General features: G+C 30.7%; 17 protein-coding genes. 4 read left to right on the top strand and 13 right to left on the bottom strand.

The genetic code is table 11. From position 1 onward, the window contains the following. Positions 1-5,883 (bottom strand): discoidin domain-containing protein (locus ACLR9T_RS10840; RefSeq protein ID WP_413109563.1); only part of this gene is annotated, 5,883 nt, incomplete at its 3' end. A 211-nt stretch (positions 5,884-6,094) separates the two neighbouring features. Then, complete coding sequence (gene carB / locus ACLR9T_RS10845; RefSeq protein WP_413109564.1) at positions 6,095-9,313, bottom strand: carbamoyl-phosphate synthase large subunit; 3,219 nt, start codon at positions 9,311-9,313, stop codon at positions 6,095-6,097. A gap of 304 nt (positions 9,314-9,617) precedes the next feature. On the opposite strand from carB, the gene ACLR9T_RS10850 reads away from it, so the two are divergent. Together ACLR9T_RS10850 and ACLR9T_RS10855 are read left to right on the top strand one after the other, a co-directional pair. After that, the gene (locus ACLR9T_RS10850) at positions 9,618-10,088 is read left to right on the top strand and encodes a DUF1003 domain-containing protein (protein ID WP_413109565.1); all 471 of its coding nucleotides are present in this window, start codon (positions 9,618-9,620) and stop codon (positions 10,086-10,088) included. A 53-nt stretch (positions 10,089-10,141) separates the two neighbouring features. Further along, positions 10,142-11,023, top strand: coding sequence for a glycoside hydrolase family 25 protein (locus ACLR9T_RS10855; RefSeq protein ID WP_413109566.1), 882 nt, complete (start codon positions 10,142-10,144; stop codon positions 11,021-11,023). Positions 11,024-11,802: 779 nt separating this feature from the next. Here the strand turns inward: ACLR9T_RS10855 and ilvA are convergent. The 3 genes from ilvA to ACLR9T_RS10870 all read right to left on the bottom strand — a co-directional run bounded on the left by ilvA (position 11,803) and on the right by ACLR9T_RS10870 (position 14,102). Next, positions 11,803-13,005 (bottom strand): threonine ammonia-lyase, encoded by a 1,203-nt coding sequence (gene ilvA, locus ACLR9T_RS10860; protein WP_413109567.1) that lies wholly within the window; start codon positions 13,003-13,005, stop codon positions 11,803-11,805. A 99-nt stretch (positions 13,006-13,104) separates the two neighbouring features. Next, on the bottom strand, positions 13,105-13,284 hold the full coding sequence (locus ACLR9T_RS10865) for a DUF4250 domain-containing protein (RefSeq protein WP_413109568.1): 180 nt from the start codon (positions 13,282-13,284) through the stop codon (positions 13,105-13,107). Next, positions 13,284-14,102 (bottom strand): Cof-type HAD-IIB family hydrolase, encoded by an 819-nt coding sequence (locus tag ACLR9T_RS10870; protein ID WP_413109569.1) that lies wholly within the window; start codon positions 14,100-14,102, stop codon positions 13,284-13,286. The genes ACLR9T_RS10865 and ACLR9T_RS10870 overlap by 1 nt, the downstream gene beginning before the upstream one ends. Before the next feature lie 185 nt (positions 14,103-14,287). On the opposite strand from ACLR9T_RS10870, the gene ACLR9T_RS10875 reads away from it, so the two are divergent. Next, the gene (locus tag ACLR9T_RS10875; RefSeq protein ID WP_413109570.1) at positions 14,288-14,755 is read left to right on the top strand and encodes a YbaK/EbsC family protein; all 468 of its coding nucleotides are present in this window, start codon (positions 14,288-14,290) and stop codon (positions 14,753-14,755) included. 209 nt (positions 14,756-14,964) lie between these two features. Continuing rightward, positions 14,965-16,551 (top strand): asparagine synthase B, encoded by a 1,587-nt coding sequence (gene asnB, locus ACLR9T_RS10880; protein WP_413109571.1) that lies wholly within the window; start codon positions 14,965-14,967, stop codon positions 16,549-16,551. 19 nt (positions 16,552-16,570) lie between these two features. On the opposite strand, the gene ACLR9T_RS10885 is transcribed toward asnB, so the two are convergent. The 8 genes from ACLR9T_RS10885 to ACLR9T_RS10920 form a co-directional block, all read right to left on the bottom strand. After that, the gene (locus ACLR9T_RS10885; RefSeq protein WP_413109572.1) at positions 16,571-19,033 is read right to left on the bottom strand and encodes a diguanylate cyclase domain-containing protein; all 2,463 of its coding nucleotides are present in this window, start codon (positions 19,031-19,033) and stop codon (positions 16,571-16,573) included. Between the two features lie 83 nt (positions 19,034-19,116). Beyond that, a complete protein-coding gene (locus ACLR9T_RS10890) occupies positions 19,117-19,557 on the bottom strand; it encodes a DUF188 domain-containing protein (RefSeq protein WP_413109573.1) in 441 nt (146 codons plus the stop codon). Continuing rightward, positions 19,545-20,126: a rhomboid family intramembrane serine protease gene (locus tag ACLR9T_RS10895; RefSeq protein ID WP_413109574.1), complete on the bottom strand. Its 582-nt coding sequence runs from the start codon at positions 20,124-20,126 to the stop codon at positions 19,545-19,547. The genes ACLR9T_RS10890 and ACLR9T_RS10895 overlap by 13 nt, the downstream gene beginning before the upstream one ends. Next, positions 20,127-20,927, bottom strand: a complete 801-nt coding sequence (locus ACLR9T_RS10900) for an immunoglobulin-like domain-containing protein (RefSeq protein WP_413109575.1) — start codon at positions 20,925-20,927, stop codon at positions 20,127-20,129. Between the two features lie 250 nt (positions 20,928-21,177). Next, positions 21,178-22,653: a glutamate--tRNA ligase gene (gene gltX, locus ACLR9T_RS10905; RefSeq protein ID WP_413109576.1), complete on the bottom strand. Its 1,476-nt coding sequence runs from the start codon at positions 22,651-22,653 to the stop codon at positions 21,178-21,180. Then, positions 22,620-23,102 carry a 2-C-methyl-D-erythritol 2,4-cyclodiphosphate synthase gene (gene ispF, locus ACLR9T_RS10910; RefSeq protein ID WP_413109577.1) on the bottom strand — a complete coding sequence of 161 codons (483 nt, stop codon included), beginning with the start codon at positions 23,100-23,102 and terminating at the stop codon, positions 22,620-22,622. The genes gltX and ispF overlap by 34 nt, the downstream gene beginning before the upstream one ends. 73 nt (positions 23,103-23,175) lie before the next feature. Further along, positions 23,176-23,877 (bottom strand): hypothetical protein, encoded by a 702-nt coding sequence (locus ACLR9T_RS10915; protein ID WP_413109578.1) that lies wholly within the window; start codon positions 23,875-23,877, stop codon positions 23,176-23,178. 237 nt (positions 23,878-24,114) lie between these two features. Beyond that, complete coding sequence (locus ACLR9T_RS10920) at positions 24,115-25,719, bottom strand: CTP synthase (protein WP_413109579.1); 1,605 nt, start codon at positions 25,717-25,719, stop codon at positions 24,115-24,117. Between the last annotated feature and the right edge of the window lie 349 nt (positions 25,720-26,068).

The raw sequence follows: 26,068 nt of genomic DNA on the forward strand, positions 1-26,068 counted from the left end.
TTTGAATTCATCAGCTACTGCTGGTACTAATTTACCTAACTGTTCTTGAGTTACTTCTTTAGCCATATCAATTGCGATTGATAACGCAACTTTGTTAGTTTCATCAACAACTGGTTCAGTTACTGTAACTTTTACTGTTGCAGTTAAACCATTAATTGTAGCAGTAATAGTTGCTTCACCAGCTGAAACTGCACTTATATTACCATCTTGATCAACTGTTGCAACTGTATCATTATCACTTGACCAAACAATTGTATCAGTTGTATTTTCAGGAGTTACTGTTGCATTAACTTTTGTACTATCTCCTACAACTAGTGAAACTTCATTTTTATCAAGCACAATATTTTCTGCTGGAATTTCACCATCATTTGCTGCATAGAATTCTAATTCTGCAATTGATGCGTATTTGTTCTTAGTATCTCCTAAAGTTTCAAGAGCTACAAATTTTACATATTTAGCTTCTACTGGAGCAAATTTAATCTTTTTATAGATTGAAGGATCATCTAACGATGTTCCATCATTAGACAAGTAACCTTCTACTACTGGTTTATAAGTAACATTATCAGAACTTACTTCGATACGATAGTGAGTAATGTGACCATTTCTACTACTTTGTCGAGGTAAATAATCTACCTGTTCGATATCGTAAACATCACCTAAATCAATAATAGCTTCAACAGGAAGAGTATTTGATGAACCATAAGCTGAATGCCAAATAGTATTAATATCACCATCGATAATATGTTCTTTAACATCACCATCAGCTACAGCATAATTTGTTACATAAATAACTTCCATATTTGTACGATCAAGTTTATTTTTACTATCAGGTCTTGTGTTATCAGAACCTTTGAATTTTAAATTATTAATTGCATTAATAATAGCCATTTCTGCTCTATCTATTGCATCTTGATCTTTTCCACCCATAACTGAGACAGCATCAGTAATTGCATCTGTTAATTTAGCAAACGAATCAGCTGTATACAATATTGGACTAATTGATGTTCCTTTTTGAATTGCAGCAATTAAATCATCTTTAAATGCCCCATCAATAACTTCTACTTCTACTTCTGCACTGATTCTTTCATCATAAAGTGCAGTAGCTATAATAGTCGCTTTACCTGGTTTCATTGCAAGTAATGAATAATTATATCCTTCAGCATCAGTAGATCTAACTACTTTAATTACTGATTCATCACTACTTGTCATATTGTAAATTTTATTTGTTGCATTTTCTGGTAATACATTAGCTTTAAATGTTGTTAATCTTCCCATATAAATGCTACTTGGATTATCAGTTGCGAATTCAATTCCTGTTGCAGCAACTCCTTGAGCAACTACAAATGAAGTTTCATCAATATTTAACTTATAAGTTAATCCACCTTGTGAAGTTTTACAATTAAGAATTACACCCTTATATGTTTCATCACCAAGATTAAATGTCTTATCGTATTGATCCATTGTATAATTTCCAATTACAACTTCACTACCATCTTCTTTGATTCCTCTTAATTCAAAGTCTTTTAAAGCCCCTGAATTTAAAGTCGCACCACTATGACGAATTTGAATACGTAATTCTCTTAGTGTTTGAGGTTGATTGAAATCATAACGAATTTCATGTGGTAAAGAAGCTCCAACTGATTCTGCTGAATCTCCCCATTTAAATTCATAACGCCCCGCATCAACATCAACGATACCATCTACAAGTTTATCTTCACCCATATTTGGTTGTAAGTTATTACCTTCTTGTGAAGTAATTGTCATATCATCCAAAGTAAGAACCTTACGCCCTTCTGGAATTTCAGGAGTTTGTTGAGCTAGAGCATCAACAGAGCTTAAATTATTTCCAACTAATAATGATAAGCTTGCATTTAATTCTGTTAAATCCAAATCAGTTTTAGCACTTAATGTTACTGTAGCAACTTTAACATCACCGTTCAACAACGCTTTTTCACCAATATTTGCTAAAGCACTATATACACGATCAGTAGTATTACCTTGAGTAACTGTGCTATATAATTCAAATCCTGATGTTTTAGCTGCTTTTTCTACTTTTACATTAGTAGTATCAATTACATCTTTATTAAATGATAATTCAAAATCAAGAGCATTAACATTTTGTAATCCAGCACCGAATACATCAACTGTAAATGTTTCTCCAGCTTTTACACTGCTTTTAGATGGTACTACCATAATAGAACCAGCAACATTTTTACCTGCAGATGTAACACCACCATTTAATTGTGTTAATAATGCTGATAAATCAGCTGCATCGAAGATACCATTCATGTTAATATCATTTACACCAACATATCCATCATATTCTTCTTCACCAACTCTTGAACCAAATGAATTAGGATGATGATTTGTTAGAGCTAATAAATCTGCATCATTTACAAGTCCGTCTCCATCAATATCACCAGGAATTCTACCAGTATCACCATCTAAATGATATGGTCTAATTTCATAAGCTTGTAAGAAACCACCTGAAGATTGAACTACTTTCATCTTCAAGTATCTAGCTTGAATTACATTATCCAATTCAATTCTTGCATATCTTGCTGATGGATTTTCAGTTCCTGAACTTCCAACTGGCCATTGATCCAATGGTTGTAAATCAATTTCACCATAATCTTTCCATGTTTTACCATCAATACTATATGATAAACCTAAACGTCTAATAGATCCATTTGATGTATCTTTTCTAAATGCATAGTCTAATTTTTCAATACTATAAGACTTTTTCATATCAATTGTAAACGATTGATTTGTCCAAGCCCCACCATCTCTAGAACTATATTCAGTCTTATCATCACCATCAACCATATTTGAAAGTTTTCCAGCATAGATTGCAGGTTCAGAAGCTCCATCATATGAAACTGTCATTCCTTTAGGAACATTACGATATGGATCATCAGCAGTAGTTACATTTAATACTTCTGACCAAGCTGAATGTCCATCATGAGTCACCGCTCTTACACGATAACTATGATCTTCTAAGAAAGATAGACCATCATGGAAATAAGTATTTGATTTATTCATAGTGTATACTACACCATCAACTTCAACATCGTAAGTTTCCGCCCCTTCAACTGCATCCCATCCAAGTGTGATTTCACTTGATGTAACTGCTGTTGCTGTTAAATTAGCTGGTACAGCTAAGTCTATTTGATCAACTTTTGGAAGATTTCCTTCATTTTCAAAACCTTTAACTACTACTTGATATTTATCTGCAGTAATATCAGATTTTGCAGTTGATTTAACATATAATTTTGGAGTTGTAGTAATAGTTTCTTGACCATTACCATATTTTGAATCTTCATCAGCATATTGATTAACAATAGAAACTGGACTTTCATCATAATAATATACATTACCAGTTGCATTTTCATAAGCTTCTTTAGAATCAACTTTTGTAAAGTCAACATCTTTTCCAGCTACTGAACCAACAACTGATTCTGGTGCTTTAGATACATTTACAACAAATTCTGTTGTTCTATTAACATCAGCACCTTCATAGCTACCTTTAGTGGCATTAGCTGTTAATGTAGCTACATCACCATTAACCTCAGAAGTAAATTTAGTTGTTAAAACACCACTGTCAGTTGAAATACCATCATCTTCTTTTTGCACAAACTCTGTTTTTCCAGAAGGATAGAATTCTACGATACGTTGTGTTTTATCTAATCCTTTTGGATTAACATCACTAATTTCAGCATTATTGTTATTTTCTGGATACATTGGAATGATTGCACCATTTTTAACAAATAATGGTAATTTCCAAATTGGGGCATCAAAATTATTAATCATATTTCCGCCACGATATTGTTTTCCAGTAAAGTAATCAACCCATACTTGATCTTCATCTGGTAAATAAATACCATTTCTAATATCATTACCTTCACTATCAGCAGCAGTATTTTGATAAATTGGTGCTACTAAGAAATTATCTCCCCACATATATTGATATTGAGTTGTTTTACCATATGTAATAGCATCAGGATAATCAAGCATCATTGCTCTAACCATTGGTTTTGAAGTTGTACTGGCTTCATTTGCAATAGTATTAATATAAGGCATTAATTGTGCCTTTAATTTTAAATAAGCACGATTAATAGATCTGTAGTCTGCATTATCTACAAATGGGAATTTTTGTTTACTTCCCCATCCATCCATATCAAGCATTGTTGGAGTAAATGCTTTCCATTGATAATCACGAGTTGTAATGATTGGTGTTCCACCACTATAAATTCCATCCATATCAGAACCTATATTAGGTTGTCCGCTTAAACCAGATCCAATATATGTAGGAATATGGAAACGAATATATTCCCACTCACCACCATTTTGGTCACCGGTCCAGATTCCACCATAACGTTGTGTTCCAGCCCAACCATATAACGTAACAATATTTGGACGAGCTTTACTTGAAGCAATTGCATCATAAGCAACAGATATTCCATTTAAAGCAAATGAATATCCTGGACTAACCCAAGCAACATCTGTTTTAATTGAACGAATTCCAGCTACATCTACTTCTTTTTGAACATCACGATCACCTTTAACTGGATTATTTGCATCTTTAGGCCATAAATTACTTTGTGTCCAAAGTCCAGTTTGAACTCCGTGTGAATTTGAATAATCAGTAAATTCTTTTAGATTTTGTAAATCTCCCTCAAAAGAATCAGTTTGACCATAGTTACAACCATAACCATCATTTGGTAAGAACCAACCTAATGGCATATCATTGTTTTCATGTTCAGTAATTATACCTTTAGCATCATATGGATTATTACCATTTAATGTTTCTTGTGTTTCAGTATCATTTTTTCCGTAAAGATAATTACCTGTTTTTGAATCTTTAGGTGGTTGTCGTTCATACCAGTTTTGTCCAGCCAAAGGCTGTGCTCTACCATTTGAACTACTTTGTGTCTTTCCAGCAGAATCAACTGTAGACCAAGTTTCTTTTTTTGATGACCAGTAGTCACGATTATAACAATTTAAATTTCCTAAATAGAAAGCATATTCAGGAAGTTGTACTGGCTTACCAGTAACATCAGTAAAATCATCAATTAAGTCAACCGCATTTTGGTCAACAAACATATAACTATCAAATCTTTTTTCATTATGAGTTGTAGTAACTTTATCGCTACTAGAGAAATCATAAACCCCTGGTTTCCAAGTATTTCTTAGAACACCATAACCTTCAGTAGACCAATAATATGGTGTTGGACTAGCAACTCCACCATCATTCCATCCACCTTTTTCTATCTTAATTGAAGTACCTTTGTGTGAGAATCGTCCATTTTGAACCCCACCACCATAGAAATATTCATCTTGTTCTTGTTTAAGTGTTTGGATAGTACTTCCACTTTTATATTTTAAAGGCTCTGTTTCTTCCCAAACCACTTTATCATTACCACTTTTTGTTATATCTAATAATTTCATCATTGATGTACTTTTATCAATTTCTAAAACCGCTTTTCCATCTTTAGCTGAAATTTTTAATATATCACCATCTGTTTCAACATTTGCATTAGGTGTATTTTCCCATTCATCATCACCTTTAACTACAATTGTTGCTTTGTGATCGGCACCATTTGGAACTGGATAATCCAAGAAATCTCCAGTTGGTTCCATATTTAACCTGAAAATATTTCCAGTAAGAAATGTAATTTTTGTTTTTTCTCCACCAGAATAAGTTAACACAACTTCATTTCCATCAACACTATAATCTACAACCGAATCTAACAAGGTATACCCCTGTGGATCAACAGCTTTTGGACTAGCCATTACTGGTGTCTTAGCAGCTGATAACATTGAAACTGTCATCATTGTTGAAAGAAACGTAATTCCTAATCTTCTTAAGAATTTTTTCTTCATTTATATTCTTTCTCCTTTCCCTATTTAAGAATATTTAAATTCATCATATACTTTTATAATAATTCCTATCACACCCCTTCCCAAAAAAAATGATAGCGCTTTCGAATATATTATACATAATTTAAGTGCGAAATATGTATAGTTTTTAGTGAGAAATTTATCAAAATTATTAACAATTAAAAATACAGCCTTATTGACTGTATTTTATCCATTATTTAATTGATGCATGATAATCTTGCAAAGATTTAACTTCATGACTACCATGAATTTTCATTTCCATAATTCCTTCAAGTGATGCTTTTGCTGCAGCAATATTAGTCATATATGGAATTCTCATTTTAATAGCAGACTTACGAATATAACTATCATCATGTACACTTTGTTTACCATTCGGAGTATTAATAATCATTGCTAGATCACCATTAGTTAAAGCATCATTTATATTTGGTCTACCTTCATGAATCTTTTTAATCTTTTCAACAGGTATTCCATTATCTTTTATTAATTCATATGTCTTACCAGTTGCCACAATTGTAAAACCAGCATCATAATACCCTTGTGCAAGTCCCACTACTTCAGGTTTATCTAAATCACTAACACTCATTAATACTTTTCCTTCAGTCGGTAAAATAGACTTTGCTCCTTCTTCAGCCTTATATAAAGCTGCTCCATATGAACTCGCAAGTCCTAATACTTCTCCAGTCGAACGCATTTCTGGCCCTAATACTGGATCAACTTCTGGGAACATATTAAATGGGAAGACAGCTTGTTTAACTCCAATATGTGGAATTTTCTTTTCTGTTAAGGCAGGTACTGGAGAAGGACGCCCTGTCAAATCACTAGTGATGATCTCAGTAGCAATCTTAACCATATTAATGTTACATACCTTTGACACCAAAGGTACTGTTCTTGAAGCTCTTGGATTAGCTTCTAATACATATACTTTATTATCAGCAATTGCATATTGCATATTCATTAAACCACGAACATTCATTTCCTTAGCTATCTTTTTTGTATATTCTTTAATTGTTTCTAAATGGCGAATCGGAATATGCTTAGAAGGTAAGATACAAGCAGAATCTCCTGAATGAATACCTGCTAGTTCAATATGCTCCATAACAGCAGGAACAAATACATTTTCACCATCGCTGATTGCATCAGCTTCACATTCCATTGCATTATTTAAGAAACGATCAATTAGAATTGGACGATCTGGAGTAACTCCAACAGCGGCATTCATATATTGTTTAAGACTTTCATCATCATAAACAACTTCCATTCCACGACCACCTAAAACATAAGAAGGTCTTACCATTAATGGATAGCCGATTCTTTTAGCAATTTCTAATGCTTCTTCAACATTTACTGCCATTCCAGATTCAGGCATTGGAATTTCTAATTTTTCCATCATTGCATTAAATAAGTCACGATCTTCTGCCATATCAATAGTTTCTGGTGTTGTTCCTAAAATATTCACACCATTTTTCTTTAATTGAGCAGCTAAGTTAAGTGGTGTCTGTCCACCAAATTGTGCAATTACACCTACTGGTTTTTCTTTTTCATGAATACTTAAAACATCTTCTAATGTTAGTGGTTCAAAGTATAATTTATCAGATGTATCATAGTCAGTTGATACAGTTTCAGGGTTACAGTTAACAATAATTGTTTCAAATCCTAATTTCTTTAATGCTAAAGCAGCATGAACACAGCAATAGTCAAATTCAATTCCTTGTCCAATACGATTAGGTCCACCACCTAAAATCATAATTTTCTTTTTATCGTGATGAATGTCGCTATTATCTTCAGCATTATATGTTGAATAATAATAAGCACTATCCTTTGTTCCACTTACGTGTACTGGTTCCCATGCTTGATTAATATTATTAGCTAATCTTTCTTCTCTAATTACATTTTCCTCAACATTCAAAATTTGACTTAAATATTTATCTGAGAATCCATCTTGTTTTGCTTGTTTTAGTACTTCAGCCGGTAATTCTTTGCCTTCGTATGATTTTATATTTTCTTCTTCTTCAACTAATTCTTTCATTTGTTCAATGAAATAATGTTTGATTTGTGTTAGTTCAAATAATTCTTCAACTGTTGCTCCCTTTCTTAACGCTTCATACATAATGAATTGTCTTTCGCTAGTTGGAACAGTTAACATATGTAATAATTCTTCTTTAGATAACTTATTGAAGTTTTTAGCATACCCTAAGCCATAACGTCCAATTTCCAATGAACGAATTGCTTTTTGGAAAGCTTCTTTATAAGTTTTGCCGATACTCATAACTTCCCCAACAGCTTTCATTTGAGTACCAAGTTTATCTTCAGCCCCTTTGAATTTTTCAAATGCCCAACGTGCAAACTTGATTACAACATAATCACCATCAGGTACATATTTATCTAAAGTTCCATATTTACCACAAGGAATATCTTCCATAGTCAAACCAGCCGCTAACATTGCTGAAACTAAAGCAATTGGGAATCCTGTTGCTTTTGATGCTAAAGCTGATGAACGAGATGTTCTTGGATTAATTTCAATAACAACGATTCGATCAGTTTCTGGATCATGAGCAAATTGAACATTTGTCCCTCCAATTACACCAATTGATTCAACAATTCTAAATGCTTGGTCTTTTAAACGATCTTGCACTTCTTGGCTAATTGTTAACATTGGAGCGCTACAGAATGAATCTCCAGTATGAACTCCTAATGGATCAATATTTTCAATGAAACATACTGTGATCATGTTGTTGTTAGCATCACGAACAACTTCAACTTCTAATTCTTCCCAACCTAAAATAGATTCTTCAATTAAGCATTGGTTAACCAAGCTCGCTTGTAACCCACGAGATACAACTGTTTTTAGCTCTTCAACATTATATACCAGTCCGCCACCAGCACCACCCATTGTATAGGCAGGACGTACAACTACTGGATACCCTAACCTTTCTGCAATAGCTAAGGCTTCTTCAACAGTTGTTGAAATTTCACTACGAGCCATTTCGATTCCTAGTTTATCCATTTCTTTTTTAAACTCTAAGCGGTCTTCACCACGTTCAATAGCATCAACTTGAACTCCTAATACCTGAACGTTATATTTTTCTAAAACACCAGCCTCATTTAATTCTGAACATAAGTTTAAGGCTGATTGCCCACCTAAGTTAGGAAGCAAGGCATCTGGTCTTTCTTTTTCAATAATTTGAGTTAATCTATCCACATTTAGCGGTTCAATATATGTGACATCTGCTGTTTCCGGATCAGTCATGATTGTTGCAGGGTTTGAGTTTACTAACACGATCTTATAACCTAATCCTCTTAACGCTTTACATGCTTGTGTTCCTGAATAGTCAAATTCACAAGCTTGACCAATAATAATTGGTCCTGAACCAATTACTAATACAGTATTAATATCTTCTCTTTTTGGCATTTTTGTTCCTCCATGTAATATTGATTAATGTCATAAAAAAACATATCAATTAAATGATATGTAAACTATAAAAAATAGAAATATAAAAGAATTGAAAATGATCAGTAATAGTTCTAACAATCTGTTTAACAAATACTTTAAACATCATAATCTCTCCTTCATAACTTTATCTCCACTATTGTACATAACTATATTACTAAATTCAACAATTTTATAAATATTTATCACCGCGAAAAACTACCTTCATCTTCTAAATATGTCTAAATACAAATAAAATGGTTAATAATTACCATAAGGTGGTAAAATGAAAAACTTAACACATAATAAAATCATTAAAGAAATCATTGAAAATGTTCGTGATGATATGCAAGATGAAGAAATCATCCATCTTGTCCTTGAAAAACCAATTTCATGCAATAAACAAGAAAAAGAAACTTGCGGACAAAAAATAGCTGATAAAATCGCCCATCTTGGCGGCAGTTGGAGTTTTATTATCATTTTCATTGTATTGTTAGTTGCATGGATGTTTTTTAATCTTATTATTAAGGATAGTATCGATCCCTATCCATTCATCCTATTAAACCTTATCCTATCATGTATTGCTGCTATTCAAGCACCAATTATAATGATGTCTCAAAATCGTCAAGAACAAAAAGATCGCCAAAGAAATGAAAATGATTATAAAGTTAATTTAAAAACTGAAATAATTATCCAAGATCTCCACAATAAATTAGATTTAATTTTAGAAGAATTAGAAAAATCAAATCAAGAATAAAATATCGCCATCTATCGACAACTATGTTAAAATCAAGTTGTCGAGGTGATATCATGAAAAATAAGAAATATAAATATTTTAATAAAAAAAATATTTTATACTTATTATTAATAAGCTGTATTACTTTTTCTTGTTCACTGTATTATAAAAGATATCTGCCAGATTATTTAACACATAGTATTGTTATATTTTTAATTATTTTATTTTTCTGTTTACCAATTTTATTAAATAAATATAAAAAACAACACAACTTTATTAAATTAATTTCATTAACAGTATCTATTTGCTTATTCGCTTCAGGTATTATGATTTTTAATCATGACGATAAATTATCTAAAGATGGTATCTATATTGGTATTGATATCTCTAAATGGAACGAGCAAGTAGATTTACAACTTGCTATTCAAGAAATTGACTATGTAATCATTCGTTGCGGTTATACATCATCAACTGATGGAACAAAGACTATTGAAGATCCTTATTTTAAAAGAAACATAAAACAATGTGAAGAATTATCAATTCCTTATGGTATTTACTATTATTCACTTGCTCGTGATATTAATCAAGCTAAAAAGGAAGCGGCTTTTGTTACTTCTTTAATAAAGAATAAGGTTCCCGATTTAGGTGTTTTTATCGATCTTGAAGATGAAGAATTTCAAGGAAATCTTTCAAATGATACTTTAGGTTCTATCGCCATTAATTTTTTAGAAAATATTCCTAAACAAAATAAAAAAGGTATCTATGCCAATCATCACTGGTGGACAACAAAATTAACAGATAACAGCTTAAATACTTATATAAAGTGGAAAGCCCGATATAATGATAATCCTACCATTGAAGAAGATTATCATATCTTACAATACAGCGAAACAGGAAAAATCAAAGGAATAATCGGACATGTTGATTTAAACATGACCTCAAATAAATATTGGTAGCTTTTTAATACCAAAAAGCTTAGTGTTAATTTTCAAACTCTTACATTACTATATGTGTCAATAATAGAATAGTGGGAAAATAAGATTATTTTCATCCTTCTCATTGCACTATACACATGATTCTCATATATTGTGCTACATTTATATGTTAATTTAGATAGCATATTAGAGGAAAGACCAATTCTGATCTTTCCTCTTTTCTTATGGCTAATCTTTTTACATTGACTTGGAAATTTACTACACTTTTCCATTTGCTTACTTATACGATCCTAATCGTGTTTTTGTTGCCAAATAGATTTGTTCATCACCGAAATGATTTCTTATTTAACTTCTGTAGGCTTTTATATATCTTTGATGGTTTCTGATACTGTTTCATAATTATAGCTTTTATCTTGTATCTTAGCTACTGCCTAAATTCATTGATAAATGTTTTTATCTTTCCTATTCATAAATATTTGGTTTATTCTAGTAAATGTCTTGGTGTTGGTTTTTGCTACAAATTTCTTTCATACTAGTTCCTTTCGACGTTTATTATAAGTCTACCTTACTTCTCTTTCCAAGTCTACATTCCTATTTTGATGAACTCTTAGTTATATGTAAAGCCTATAAAGTTACCATTGGTTAGTTGTATGACTTTTGTTTTTATTGTACACTGACCTTTAGGAATAGTTTCCGCTTTAACCATGATATAACTGAATTCATGCCATGACCAACTCACTGCTAAAAAGGTAAAATTGAGTACAATTTTACCTTTTTAAAATCTATAAACTACTCCCACACTAATTAATCTTAGTAATCTTATAACCCAATTTATCAAATTCATCAATAATCATTTCAATATGAGAATTACCATTTGTTTCCACTGTAACCCTTAATTCCACTTCAGAAAAACGAGCAAAATTCTTAAACTGATTATGATCGACTGCAATTACATTAGCATTACACTGATTTAAGACTTTAGACACCAATTCCAACTGTCCCGGTTTATCTTGTAACTGTACTGAAAAAGTAAAAATTCTCCCCCGTGAGATCAGTCCCTTATTAATCATTGAAGAAATTGTCAACACATCAATATTTCCACCACTAATTAACGAAACAACTTTTTTATTCTTTTCATATAATTTCTTTAATCCCGCTAATGATAAAATACCCGATCCTTCAGCTACTAATTTATGCTTTTCAACTAGCAGCAAAAAGGCATCCATTAATTCATAATCATTAACAGTAATAATACCATCAACATATTTTTTTATATATTCAAAAGTTTTATTACCAATTGTTTTAACTGCCGTTCCATCAGCAATTGTATTAGCTTCAGCTAAAGTTACTACTTGATCTTCATGAATAGCAGCTAGGGCACTAGCAGCACCTTCAGGTTCAACACCATAAATCTTAACATTTGGATTTATTTGCTTAGCAGCACAAGAAATTCCTGCGATTAAACCACCGCCTCCAATTGGAACTAAAATCACATCCACATCTGGCAATTCTTCTAAAATCTCTATTGCAATGGTTCCTTGTCCTTCTATAACATCTTCATCATCAAAAGGATGTACAAATGTATATCCTTCACTTTTTTGTAACTCTACCGCCTTAGCATATGCTTCATCATATACCTCCCCATATAAAACCACATCCGCACCATGCTTTTTTGTAGCATCTATCTTTATTAAAGGTGTATGAGCCGGCATACAAATAGTTGCTTTAACTCCTAACTTTTTAGCAGCATATGCTACACCTTGAGCATGATTACCAGCTGATGATGCAATCAACCCCACCTTTTTTGCCTCATTATCAAGTTTAACAATTTTATTAAAAGCCCCTCTAATCTTAAATGCACCTGTTTTTTGCAAATTTTCTGGTTTAATATAAACATCATTTCCACATTCACTAGAGAATGCATCACTATGAATTAAACGGGTTTCCTCAATTACTTCATCTACTCTTTTTTTTGCAGCTTTAAAATCCTCTAATTTTAACATTTTCTTACTTCCCCCTTAATTAAACAACATTATAACATCTCTAGTCTAAAAATAAAATAAGGTTTAATCTTCTGCTAAAAAAAAGCAGAACAAATTGTTCTACTTTGCTTTAATTTGATTAGTTATTTCATCAAAAACAAAACCATGTCTTTGTAAACGCTCCATAACTTTATCAATATTTGTATCATTTATCTCTAGTATATGTTCTAAAGACATATCATCATCGCGAAGTTTTGTATTTAAAAAACTTACTAACATATTTATATCATCTGGCAACATCAAATCTCACCCTTTTCATTTAATAATTTTAAGCATTCATAAATACCTTCATTATCATTAGATAGCGTGATATAATCAGCACATTGTTTTACCTGATCAACAGCATTATCCATCGCTACTCCCATTCCAGCAAACTTAATCATACTTATATCATTATAACCATCACCAAAACTAATCACTTCTTCTTGTTTTATTCCAAGACGCTTAATCAATGCTTTTAACGAAGCTGCTTTATCAATCCCCTCTGCCATAACCTCGATAAAAAAAGGTGCTGAACGATAAATACTTAAGGAATTTTCATACGGCTCTTTAAATTCATCAATAATATTTTCTACATATTCAGGTTTCCCTGTCAACAGGACCTTATTCACTGAAAAGTCTACCGCCTCTTTAAAATCCTTAACCGGTTTAATTGGTATATGATTAATTTCACTTTCAATAATTACATATTCATCATCTATATCTTCAGTAATAATCATTTCTTCAACATAAGTCATTACTGCAAGACCGTACTTTTTGGCACGATCATAAACATGATGAGCTATTTTTTCGTTATATACTTTTTGATAGATAATTTCTTTAGTTTGATAGTCAACTACTTTTGCTCCATTAAATGATAAAAGATAGCCACCTGTTTCATTCAACTTTAATTCATCAGCTTCTATATACAAACCAGCTGTTGGTCGTCCAGAAGCTAAAACAATCACGATTCCTCGTTTAGCTAATTTTTGTAATATTGCTTTTGTCTTAGGCAAAATTTGTTTATTAGTACTTTTTAATGTACCATCTAAATCTAATGCAATTAATTTATATGTCATTTTTATACCTCTCAATATACACAAAGTTTATTAAAAGAGAGTTATTTTGTCAAATATTATTAAAAATAACATTTGATAAACATATTATAACCCATTAATCTAAAATTAATTTTATAACTTTGATATATTTAAAAAAATGATAATTTATGTTAAACTTTTTCCAATATAATAGGAGGATATTATTTATGTCATTATCTCAAGCTAAAGAATACTTAAAACAATTCAATCGTGACAAAGACATTATTGAATTTGATGTTTCTAGTGCAACTGTTGAATTAGCAGCTCAAGCCCTTAATTGCTCACCAGAGAGAATAGCTAAAACTTTATCATTCAAAATTGATGATCGCGCAATTATAATTGTAACTGCTGGCGATATGAAAATTGATAATCATAAATACAAGGAAACATTTAAAGTTAAAGCTAAAATGCTATCACGTCAAGAAGTTTTACCAAAAATCGGACATGATGTTGGAGGGGTATGTCCATTTGGAATCAATGCTGATGTGGATATTTATCTAGATGTCTCATTAAAGCGTTTTGAAACAGTCTTTCCAGCATGTGGTAGTGCAAATAGTGCAATTGAATTAACAATAGATGATCTAAAAAGCTACATTAACGCTTCATGGGTCGATGTCTGTAAAGCTGTTTTATAACAGCTTTTTATTATCGCTTTAAATTTATTATCATCTTAAATATTTTTTATTGATATTAATAAAAAAATATTATATACTAATATCAATTAAAAACTTAAATACAATAGTGAGAAGCATCAAAACTATGGGTGAGTTGAAAAAATACGCAAACCTAACCACAAAGCAAGTTTTTAATATCTGAAGTTAATTTGAAAGGAGAAAATGTTATAATGTGTGGTTTTTTAGTTACAGCTAGTGAAGAATTTGAATTACAAGTATTTAATTATGCTTTAAACCAAGCAAAATATCGTGGTCCAGATCACCAGCATATTAGTATTAAAGGTGGAATAACTTGGGGATTTAATCGTTTATCAATCATGGATTTATCCTCAAAAGGTAATCAGCCATTTACCTATAAAAACTGTATTCTTGTATGTAATGGAGAAATTTATAATTATCATGATTTAAAAAATATGTTACAAAAAGAATATACTTTTAAATCCGAAAGTGACTGTGAAGTTTTAATTCCGTTATATGATAAATATGGAATTGAGATTCTTTGTAAGTTTTTGGACGCTGAATTTGCTATGGTAATTTATGATTGTAGAAATAAAAAGCTAATTGCAGCAAGAGATCCTATCGGAATTAGACCAATGTTCTATGGCTACAGCAAAAAAGATAAACAAATTTGTTTTGCCTCTGAAGCAAAATGTTTAATCCCATTATGTGAAAATATCATGCCCTTTCCTCCAGGGCATTATTATAAGGATGGAAAATTTGTAAGCTATAATGACTTAAGTAATCCTAAAACTATTAATAACGATAACCTTGATACCATTGCTTTAAATTTACAAACCAAACTAGAAAGAGCTGTACAAAAAAGATTCATGTCTGATGCTCCTATTGGCTATCTTTTAAGTGGTGGATTGGACTCTTCTTTAGTGTGTGCAATCGCTTCTAAATTCAGTAAAAAAAAGATTAGAACATTCGCCATTGGAATGAACAGCGATCCTATTGATTTAAAATATGCCAAACAAGTTGCAAATTTTTTAACTACTGAACATACTGAAGTAATCATTACAAAAAAAGATCTATTAGATAACCTCAATGACGTTATTTACCATCTAGAAACATTTGATATAACTACAATTCGTGCTAGTATAGCAATGTATTTACTATGTAAGTATATTCATCAAAATACAGATATTAAAGTTATTATGACTGGTGAGGTAAGTGATGAGTTATTTGGTTACAAATATACTGATTACGCCCCTTCTCCTCATGCCTTTCAGACAGAGGCTCAAAAACGAATAAAAGAACTATATATGTATGATGTTTTACGTGCTGATAGATGCATTTCTGCTCACGCCTTAGAAGGACGAGTACCATTTGCTGATCTAGATTTTGTTAATTATGCCATGAGTATTGATCCTGCAAAAAAAATGAACATTTATAGCAAAGGTAAATTTTTATTACGCCATGCATTTAAAAATAAAAATTATTTACCAAACAATATTCTTTTTAGAGAAAAAGCTGCTTTTTCTGACGCTGTTGGTCATTCAATGGTTGATTATCTAAAAGATTACGCAGAAAGCTTATACAGCGATATAGATGTTCTTAAAGCAAAAGAAAAATATCCTGTTGCTACCCCATTTAGCAAAGAAGCACTGTTATACCGAGATATTTTTGAATCATTCTATCCTAAACAGGCAAAATGGATAAAAGGTTACTGGATGCCAAATAAAAAATGGAAAAACTGTAATGTTAACGACCCAAGTGCAAGAGTACTTAAAAATTATGGTGATAGCGGAAAGTAAAATGCTAGTTTATATTTAACTAGCATTTTTCATTATTAACTATTCGATAATTATTCCGGCCATTTTTCTTTACTTCATATAACGCCTCATCAGCTATTTTATACAATTCATCATATGTTGTTTTTGAATCCGATACTACCACTCCAATACTAATACTCGTTTCAATATTATTACCCCGATATTCTACTACCTTAGTTTTTTCAATCATATGTTGGCAATACTTTTCAACATTTTTTATATTTTCAGGATATTTAAACAAAATCAAAAATTCATCACCACCAACTCTTCCAAAAATATCAAGAGGATGAATAATATCCATTAATATATTTACAATCTTTTGAAGCACTAAATCACCACATAAGTGTCCATATGTATCGTTAATTTTTTTAAAATTATCAACATCAATAATAATTAATGCTACTTTAGCATTATAATTATCACTTAAAAATCTTTCAATTTCTTCACGACAAGCAGCTGAATTATAAATTTTTGTCAGACTGTCTTTTCTTGCTAAATCACGCCATAATAATTGTTCTTCTTTTTCTGACTGGATATCAATTGCTTTACCAATAATATGAGTAATCTTATTAGTATCATCAAAAACAGGACGTAAATTAATTTTTAACCATCTTTTTTTACCATCTATAAATTTTACGAGATGCTCTTCTTCACATTCTTTTAAAGTTTTAAGCACCCGACTCAAAAGCTCATCTTCAATGCTTGATTGTTTTAAATAATTACTAATAATCATTTTATCTGATAACAATTTGGCACCACCTCCCATTAGCACCAGTGTATCTGTATTAACATTATATTCAATAAAACAATCATGCGAGAATTCACTAATTTGTTGATAACGACGATATTCATTAAAAATCATTTTATTATTTCGTCTATTTATATAACTGCGCCAAACCAAAAATATCAACACTATAACAAGAATAGACATAATCGAAAACACAATTACCTGATCCTTATTATTTTCAACATAATCAAAAAAAGTAACATCATTTTCAATTGCACTTGCATTTGTAAATACTATATCCTCTATTTGATTAGCTGTCATAACATCAATCGCTTTGTTTATAATATTCATTAAATCAGATGAAACTTCATCACTAATCGCAAAATATGTCCCTTGTGTTCTTTGGTTTTCTTGAGGAATAATATTAATATTATCAAATCCATAATTACTATTATAAAACAAAGCAACATGATTATTCATATAAGTATAATCCGCTTTACCATCATCAACAGCTTCGATACATTCTAATAAGTTATTAAAATAACTTATTTTTATATCTTCTTCTGAAGCCAAATCATCTAATTGTTCCGTTCTAACTACTGCAGCTTTTTTATTTTTCAAATCACTAATATTTATATTTTTATTAGCTACAAGACTAACCCCAGAATTAAAATATGCTTTAGTTGTACGATAACCTTCCAAATGTCCCGTCGTTACTCCACCAATTAACATCGGCTTCTTTTTTTCCAATAAAGATTCATAATCTTTATTGGTCTCAGCATAAATATAATCAAATGTTATACCACTTAATTTACTTATATGATCAAGTACATCAACAGTAATTCCAATTAAACCTCCTTTTTTATCGTTATAATACTGTAAAGGAGCTTTCCCTCCTAAAATAAGCACACTTATTTTAGGATTATTTTTAATAAATTGATTTTCTGCTGTTGTCAAAATAAAATCATTATTAGCCATAGAGAAATATTTTTCATGTAAATTACTCATATAATTAGGCTGTTCTTTATTTAACATTGTCATTGCTTCATTTAACTGTGACATTAATTCACTGTTTCCTTTTGTTGTAGCAAAATAAAAAGGACGAGGCGAAAAACGAGCCACGACTCGATAATCACCAACTGATACTGATAAATCCGATAAAACAATAGCATCTATTTCGTTATTATCTAAGGCAGTTTGCAAATCATTACCGTTATCATAAAAATATTGATTAATATTAATACCATTTATATCACCAAAATCTTTTAAACTTACATTTACTTCTTTCTTTGTAGAAATAATTCCAACATTAAGATTTTTCAACGAATATATATTAGTATCATTGATTTCGGCATTATTTGAATCAACATATATCGCCATATTACCCATTCCATAATTAGTAGCTGAATAATCATAATCATTGATTAATGTTTCACTATAAATCATGCCACCAATTAAATCAATTTCACCCGATTTAACTTTATCCATAGCACTTAAAAGCTGTTCATTTATATCTCCCTCTAATTGAACAAACTCTAATTTCCAGTTTGTAAATCGTGAAACTTCTTTTAAATACTCATATGTATAACCTGAATAAATACCATCATCATCTATCTCTGTTAATCCCTCTTGAATTGGGTAAGCTACCCTTACAACTTTTTCAACAGCTCTAGCTGGAATGATATTTACTGATATTATTAGAGATAAAAAAACTAAAATCATTTTTATTTTCTTCATTATTTCACCTCTTTTCATCACAACATTATTACATTAATTATACATTAAAATCAACAATAGTAAAACAAAAAGGGGATGTTTAATTAAATATCCCTATAGTTAATTATTTTCTCTAACTGTTTTAAAAAATAACTTTGTACATCATCTGTTCGTTTAGCCGGTCCTTTACAACGTTTTCCAGCTCTTCTTTGTTTCATCCCAAGATATCTACTCATTAATAATTGTTCAATATTTTTATCATCAATTATATTTCCTGATGGATGCAATACATAAGCCCCCTTAAGCAAAACAAGACTTGCCAATCCGTAATCTTGAGTAATTACCAAATCCCCCTTCTTACAATTAGCAATAATTATCTGGTCAACACTATCTAAACCAACTTCACAAAAAACAACTCTAAAATAATCATCTTTAATTAAATGAGCATAATCTACAAATACAATCATTTCAATAGAATAAAATTTAACTATTTTTTTAACTTCCATTAAATCAGGGCATCCATCACCATCAATTAGAATAACCATAATTTACAACCAATTAAAATCGTCATCGCTAAAAAACCACCAATCAAACCACCCAAATGGCCGGCTTTAGAAACTTGACGATTAAAAAAAGTAAAAGCAATATTTATAACAATAATATACATATACGATTTAAGCAACATATAAAAACCGCCACCAACAAAAATCCCAAGCGAAATCATAGCACCTAAAAAGCCATAAAAAATCCCACTAGCACCTAACGTTACCGTATTATAAGCATTATCAAACTTTTTCCCTTGGTAATAACAAGCTCCACTAGTTGCAATACAACTAATTAAAACTAGATAAAGATATTGTCCCGTTCCTAAAAGCGGTTCAAAAAATTGTCCTCCTAAATAATAAATACTATAAACATTCATAAAAATATGAACAATATCAACATGTACAAAATTTGCTGTTATAAATCTCCAATATTCTTTTTTCACTTCAATTCGCGGCATATAAAATGCCCCATATTTAATTGCTAAAGACACCTTATCATCACTCTTATCAATAAAATTAATAATCAAAAAAACAATTATGGAAATAAGTATAATCAAATTAGTTATCATTTAACGCCCTGCCTTTTCTGACTTTATAACCGTTACTCTTCTGGTTCTTTGTAGAGTCTGTCCCTTATCATTAGTAACCGAATAAATAACTTCATACTCGCCTACTTCATTAGTATTAACATTATTTTTCAATATTTTTATTTTTTCAGTAATATTATTACCATTACCATCAGTAGCTGCTACTCCGTCTAATGGATCAAAAAAACTTCCTTTTAAAATTTCTATATTATCAATTCCTGTTAAAGTTGGTTTATTAGCATTTTCACCAGCAACAATTTTAACCCTTAATGTCGCAGACTGGTTTCCTGCTTTATCCTCTACTACAACCCATTCTACATACGAACCTTTTTCTTTAAAAATTTTATACGTAGATTTCTCTTCATTCTCACCTTTAAAGTATGCTGTAATCTCTGAATTATCTTCTACTTTTTCAATCAAATCGATTGCATTAACTTCAGTATTTAACTTCACATTGAATATAGAAGCTTTTAGAGTAACAACAGGTTTTGTAGTATCAACAATTTTTATATAAAAAGGATACTCTATTCCTAGATATGTCGCAGATACTTTATAAAGGCCTATTTCATTCTTTAATTCTGAAAAATTTAAAACTACTTGCGATAAGATAACTTCATTAGCATTTATATAATGCTGCGGTGCTGTAGATATCTCACTACCATATTCATATATAAAAGTATCTCGTTTAATTGTTAAAGGGGTAATATTAAAAGCACAAATAATTAAAATTGTATTAATAAAGATAAAAAATGCTAACACAACTGCAACTATTCGATTCTTCATAATATCACCTACTCCCTAAGATTAATTATACCATCTTTATATGAAAAATGCGTCAATTATGCTAATGAATATTCACGAAATATATTATGCCTTTTGCACATAAAAATCAATCACATTTAAACATAATTAATAATTTTATATGTTAAAAAACAGATCATAACATCTTATATATAAAATAATTTTAAAATTAAAAAAATTTCCACTATTGTTGAAATATAATTACATCTTATTTTTTACTAAAAAAGAACAGTTAAAACTGTTCTAATCTTGATAATACTTTTTCTTTACCTAATAAACAAATCGAACTAGCTAAATCAGGACCATGCATAATACCTGTTGTCGCTATTCTAAGTGGCATGTATAACATCTTACCACGTACCTTCGTCTCTTTTTGTGTTGCCTTGATACACATTTGAATATTATCTTTTGTAAATTCATCTAAGTCTTCTAATTGATTTTTGAATACTTTTAAAGTATTAGGAATACTTTCATCTTGCATAAATTCTTTAGCTTCATCATCTAAATTTAATTCATCATTAAAGAATAAATCAACCAGTCCAACTATTTCTTTTCCATATGATAATTGGTCATGATATGTAGCTACTAACATATTTACCCATTCATCACTCTTATTTGATAAATCGTAAGCTTGTTCTAAAAACGGTTTACATAGTTCGATTATATCATCTAATGATCTTTCTTTTATATAACGGTTATTAACCCATGTTAATTTATCCTTATCAAACATTGAAGGAGATTTAGATAATCTATTTTCACTAAACTCTTTAATTAACTCATCTTTAGTAAATATTTCTTTTTCGCCTTCTGGTGACCAGCCAAGTAATGCCATAAAATTGAACATCGCATCAGGCAAATATCCTTCATCTTTATATTGAGAAACAAATTGCATGATACTTTCATCTCTTTTAGATAACTTCTTTCTTTGCTCATTAACAATCAAAGTCATATGTCCATATGTAGGTGGTGTCCACCCAAGCATTTCATAAATCATCATTTGTTTAGGGGTATTACTTAAATGCTCCTCACCTCTAAAAACATGTGTAATATCCATAGTATGATCATCAATTACTACTGCATAATTATATGTTGGTATACCATTAGCTTTCACCAATACCCAATCACCAATATCGTCAGATTCAAATGAAACATTACCTCGAATCATATCATTAAATTCATAAGTTTTACCAGCAGGAACTTTGACTCTAATTGTATAAGGGATACCAGCTGCTTCCTTTTCTTTCACTTCTTCTGGTGTTAAATCACGACATTTACGATTATACATCGGTGCTACCTCAGCATTAACTTGACGTTCATGTTCAGCATCTAACTCTTCTGGTGTACAAAAACATTTATACGCAAGACCTCGATCTAGTAATTCTTGTGTATATTTTCGATAAATATCTAACCGCTCCATTTGACGATATGGAGCATATCTAGGATTAGGATTTATTGGTGACTCATCAGGAATAATTCCAAGCCATTTTAAATTATCTAACTGACTAGCTTCCCCCCCATCAATATTTCTTTCTACATCAGTATCTTCTAAACGAAAAATAAAATCTCCTTGATGATGTTTTGCAAATAAATAATTAAACAATGCCGTTCTTGCACCACCAATATGTAAATGTCCTGTAGGACTAGGTGCATATCTCACTCTTACCTTTTCCACTTTTAAATTCCTTTCTTTTTTAACATAACCACACATTGGCTGACCACTCCCTCTTGACGGCCAATAAAACCTAGTTTTTCACCACGTGTCGCTTTAATATTAACATCAGCAACATCACACTTTAAGATATCACTGATATTTTTTTTCATTTTTTGAATATGGGGTGCCATTTTAGGCTTTTCAATTATAATAATTGCATCAAGATTATTTATCTCATAGCCATATTCAGCCATCATCTCATAAGTTTTCTCTAACAAAAATAATGAACTAATATCTTTATACCGATTGTCAGTATCACTAAAATGTTTTCCAATATCACCCAAACCTAAAGCTCCTATAATACTTTCAATAATTGCATGGCATAAAACATCCGCATCACTATGACCTAATAACCCATACTCAAATTCAATTTCCACTCCACCTAAAATCAGTTTTCTATTAGGCACTAATTGATGAATATCAATTGATTGTCCAATCCGATACATATTTTCACCCCTTCACGCCATATTCTAGCACAATAACATAGTATATTCTAGGGAATTTTAAAAGAACTCATCATTATCCGAGTTCCTTTTTAACCTTACATTTGCGACGATCCTCTTTTATATATTCAATCATCCCTACTGCTGTAGCACCTGCTAAATCTAACATTAAATCTTTCATCGTATCATTTAATGCCTCATGCCCTAATAACGGTTTATCTTCTTCACCATATAACGTTCCTCTAGTTGATTTCATATACTGTTGGTTATTAGTACCAAAAATATCATCAACCAAATATTCTCCAATCTCCCATATAGCCCCTAAAGCCAATGAAAAGAGTACTACGCTCACACAAATATACATATGTCCCATTGATAAATTAATACTGTCTCTTTTAACAAAATAATCTATTAATACAAAGCCAACATACGCTAAAATAACGCCTGAAAAAGCATGTAAAATCGAATCCCAAATAGGAATTCTTTTATAGAAATCAAAGACATCACCTAAAACAAATCCTCCAAATGCAAATATTGTCAAAGATGTTTCTAACATAATTGGAATTTTTAATCCTAATTTATCTTTAAGGCGATCAGGTAAAATAATTATTCCCATCATTAATAATAATTGCACAATTGAAAAGACTAAACGTCTAATTTTTTTACTATCATCTACAATAAACAAAAATACTATAGCCGCAATTAACATAATCATTGTTAAAGTACCAATAACTGTTTTGATTATTTTTAGCTTTTTAGTTGATTTAGCTTCTAACATCCTAATATCCTCCGCAATTTACTGTATTATAACAAAATCTTTTAAAAAATCCTATTAATATATTTTAAAAAGATAATAAATAGGTTAATATTTTTAGTAAATTATATCGAAAATATTAATCTTTATTACTGTAAATGCATTATAATAACATAAAATTTTTATTTTGGTTATCAAATAAACGTCCTTTAACTTAAGTTGATTTTTACTCTTTAAAAAGTATAAAAGATAGGCATATACCTATCTTTTATACTTTTGACCATGTGCAGCAGTAATTAAACCTTGAAACAATGGTTGTGAGCGATTAGGACGGCTTGTAAACTCAGGATGAAATTGACAAGCAACAAAAAATGGATGATCTTTAACTTCTATAATTTCAACCAAATCCCGCTCTGGATTTACTCCCGCAATGATTAATCCCTTTTCTGTTAACAATTCTCTATAATCATTATTAAATTCATAACGATGTCGATGGCGTTCTTTAATTGTTGATACTCCATATAATTGTCTTGCTTTTGTATCTTCAAATAACTCACAATTATAATCACCCAGTCTTTGAGTTCCCCCCATATCTGTTAATGACTGATCTGACATTAGTGTAATAATAGGTTGTTTTGTCAATTCATCAAATTCTAATGAACTAGCATTTTTTAAACCACAGACATTACGTGCATATTCGATTGTTGCTAATTGCATTCCTAAACAAATTCCTAAAAATGGAAGTTTATTAATTCTAGCATATTCTATTGCATAAATCATTCCTTCAATTCCACGATTACCAAAACCGCCTGGAACAATAATGCCATCTGCTTTCTTCAATTTTTCCGCAACATTGTCACTGGTAATCTCTTCTGAATCAACAAAATCAATATTTACTATACTATTTTCAAAATACCCAGCATGCCTTAACGCTTCATTAACAGATAAATACGCATCTGGTAATTGAGTATATTTACCAACTAACGCAATTGTCACTTCATGTTCTAAATCTTTTACACGCTCGATTAAACTTTGCCACTCTTTCATATTTGCTGCTGGTGCCTCAATGTTCAAATGTTTTAACACTAAATCATCCATATGTTGTTCTAATAACATCATTGGTAATTCATATAACACTTCTACATCATAGTTAGAAATAACATTTTGGGTTGGTACATTACAAAACAAAGAAATCTTATCCTTTAGTTCTTTTTCAATGTACTTTTCACTGCGACAAACGATAAAATCCGGTTGAATTCCTAACCCTCTAAGTTCCTTAACACTATGTTGGGTTGGTTTTGTCTTTACTTCATGACTTGCTCCTATATAAGGTAATAAAGTAGTATGAATATATAAAGTATTTTCATATCCTAAATCTAAACGAACTTGGCGAATTGCCTCTAAAAACGGAAGACTCTCAATATCTCCTGTTGTTCCACCAATCTCTGTAATCACAATATCAGCATTAGAACTAGATGCAGCAGCATAAATTCTTTCTTTAATTTCATTAGTAATATGGGGAACTACTTGTACTGTTGCCCCCAAATAATCACCTCGACGTTCCTTAGAGATCACATTACTATAAATACGCCCTGTTGTAATTGATGAATTGCAATTTAATTTTTCATCAATAAACCTCTCATAATGACCTAAATCTAAATCTGTTTCAGCTCCATCTGCAGTAACAAAAACTTCGCCATGCTGGTATGGAGACATCGTTCCTGGATCAACATTAATGTACGGATCCAATTTTTGCATAAATACTTTTAATCCACGCTGTTTTAAAATTCTTCCTAACGATGCTGCTGTCAACCCTTTACCTAGCCCTGACACAACTCCACCTGTTACAAATATATATTTTGCCATTTTTGTATTCTCCTTATAATTTATATCAAAATAAAAATGTCTTCTTTTAGAAGACATATAATTGCCCTTTTACATTCTATCAAATTTTTATTATCTAGGCAATAATTTTTTTTCATTATATTTTAAAATAAAAGAAGGCGTTGGGGAACACCTTCCATATGTATAGGTCATTCTTGGGGAAGAAGGGGGTGACCCATACTTATTATATTATCTTGTCTTGACGACATTTGTTATAATAAAGAACTAATATGAACATATTATGAACTTTTTAATATATTGTACAAAAAAAGGAACAATTACTTGTTCCTTTTTTGGCATAGGTGATTATATGGGAGAGTGGTCACCTATG

Origin of the sequence: Thomasclavelia sp. (assembly GCF_047249845.1) — a bacterium.
GTDB lineage: Bacteria > Bacillota_I > Bacilli_A > Erysipelotrichales > Coprobacillaceae > Thomasclavelia.

Bases quoted from the DNA above. Each gene is read 5' to 3' on its own strand.
- carB (WP_413109564.1), bottom strand. From the start codon at position 9,313: ATGCCAAAAAGAGAAGATATTAATACTGTATTAGTAATTGGTTCAGGA.
- ACLR9T_RS10850 (WP_413109565.1), top strand. From the start codon at position 9,618: ATGAAAAACTTAACACATAATAAAATCATTAAAGAAATCATTGAAAAT.
- ACLR9T_RS10855 (WP_413109566.1), top strand. From the start codon at position 10,142: ATGAAAAATAAGAAATATAAATATTTTAATAAAAAAAATATTTTATAC.
- ilvA (WP_413109567.1), bottom strand. From the start codon at position 13,005: ATGTTAAAATTAGAGGATTTTAAAGCTGCAAAAAAAAGAGTAGATGAA.
- ACLR9T_RS10865 (WP_413109568.1), bottom strand. From the start codon at position 13,284: ATGTTGCCAGATGATATAAATATGTTAGTAAGTTTTTTAAATACAAAA.
- ACLR9T_RS10870 (WP_413109569.1), bottom strand. From the start codon at position 14,102: ATGACATATAAATTAATTGCATTAGATTTAGATGGTACATTAAAAAGT.
- ACLR9T_RS10875 (WP_413109570.1), top strand. From the start codon at position 14,288: ATGTCATTATCTCAAGCTAAAGAATACTTAAAACAATTCAATCGTGAC.
- asnB (WP_413109571.1), top strand. From the start codon at position 14,965: ATGTGTGGTTTTTTAGTTACAGCTAGTGAAGAATTTGAATTACAAGTA.
- ACLR9T_RS10885 (WP_413109572.1), bottom strand. From the start codon at position 19,033: ATGAAGAAAATAAAAATGATTTTAGTTTTTTTATCTCTAATAATATCA.
- ACLR9T_RS10890 (WP_413109573.1), bottom strand. From the start codon at position 19,557: ATGGTTATTCTAATTGATGGTGATGGATGCCCTGATTTAATGGAAGTT.
- ACLR9T_RS10895 (WP_413109574.1), bottom strand. From the start codon at position 20,126: ATGATAACTAATTTGATTATACTTATTTCCATAATTGTTTTTTTGATT.
- ACLR9T_RS10900 (WP_413109575.1), bottom strand. From the start codon at position 20,927: ATGAAGAATCGAATAGTTGCAGTTGTGTTAGCATTTTTTATCTTTATT.
- gltX (WP_413109576.1), bottom strand. From the start codon at position 22,653: ATGTGTGGTTATGTTAAAAAAGAAAGGAATTTAAAAGTGGAAAAGGTA.
- ispF (WP_413109577.1), bottom strand. From the start codon at position 23,102: ATGTATCGGATTGGACAATCAATTGATATTCATCAATTAGTGCCTAAT.
- ACLR9T_RS10915 (WP_413109578.1), bottom strand. From the start codon at position 23,877: ATGTTAGAAGCTAAATCAACTAAAAAGCTAAAAATAATCAAAACAGTT.
- ACLR9T_RS10920 (WP_413109579.1), bottom strand. From the start codon at position 25,719: ATGGCAAAATATATATTTGTAACAGGTGGAGTTGTGTCAGGGCTAGGT.